Below are 1,172 nucleotides of genomic sequence, written 5' to 3' on the forward strand. Positions count from 1 at the left end.
GGCCGCGGCTGCGCGGGCGATCGACATCGGCGCGCGCACCTATGGCTCGGTCAAGTCGATCCTCGGCAACAATCTCGATCGGCGTCCCGCTCATCAGCGCTCCGCGGACGATGCGCCGATCCTGCATGCCAACATCCGCGGACCGCGCTACTACAATTAGGAGACCATCCCTTGCTCACCCATCCAACCCTCGACCGCCTTAACGCCCTCGGCCTCCATGGCATGGCCAAGGCCTTCGCCGATATCGAAGCCACCGGCGAGGCCGCAAGCCTCGGTCACGCCGAATGGCTCGCGCTGCTGCTCGAGCGCGAAGCCTCGCTGCGCCACGACAAGCGGCTCGCCACCCGCCTGCGCTACGCCATGCGCCAGCAGGCGTGCGTCGAGGACGTCGACTACCGGACCCCGCGCAGTCTTGACCGCGCGCTGTTCGCCAAGCTTGTCGAGGGCCGCTGGATCGACGACCACGCCAACCTGCTGATCTGCGGCCCGGCCGGCGTCGGCAAGAGTTGGCTCGCCTCGGCGCTCGGCCATAAAGCCTGCCGCGACAATCGTTCTGTGCTCTACCAGCGCGTCCCGCGCCTGTTCGACGACCTGACGCTCGCACGCGGCGACGGCCGTCATCCGCGCCTACTGCGCGCCCTTGGCCGCGTCGATTTGCTCATCCTCGATGACTGGGGCCTCGCACCGCTCGATGCCGGCGCCCGCCACGATCTCCTCGAGATCCTGGAGGATCGCTATGGCCGACGTTCCACTCTCGTCACCAGCCAACTCCCCGTGGATACATGGCACGTGCTGATTGGAGATCCGACTTACGCTGACGCCGTCCTCGATCGCCTCGTCCACAACGCCCATCGGCTCGACCTCACCGGCGAGAGCCTGCGCCGAACCCCGTCATCTGCCCGAAAGATGTGAGCCCGTGGCGCTGTGGACATGCCGCTGCGCTTGGACAACGCCACCGCGTTGCCCACATGCCCACAGCAAACGCAGAAGAAGAAAAACAGGTTCAAGTCGCGATTCCAGATTGACCACGCGGCTTGACCGATGCCAGAGAACCAGCCGGCCAGAACGCCTCGCCGCTGGGCGAGATCAAATCGGAAAGATGGGCGACATCGTCTCGGAATCCACGGGCGACTTCATATCGGTACGCCTGGGCGACTTCGTCGGAATCCGCA

The 1,172-nt window shown here is 65.8% G+C and carries 1 protein-coding gene and 1 pseudogene; both read left to right on the plus strand.

The features are described 5' to 3' along the window. A pseudogene (locus CWO91_RS44940) lies at positions 1-160 on the plus strand (IS21 family transposase); the annotation flags it as partial. A gap of 11 nt (positions 161-171) precedes the next feature. Continuing rightward, entirely contained in the window at positions 172-912 is a 741-nt protein-coding gene (gene istB, locus CWO91_RS42245; RefSeq protein WP_130221178.1) for an IS21-like element helper ATPase IstB, read from the plus strand. The last annotated feature ends 260 nt before the right edge of the window (positions 913-1,172 follow it).

Origin of the sequence: Bradyrhizobium genosp. SA-3 (genome assembly GCF_004212635.1) — a bacterium.
Taxonomy (GTDB): Bacteria; Pseudomonadota; Alphaproteobacteria; order Rhizobiales; family Xanthobacteraceae; genus Bradyrhizobium.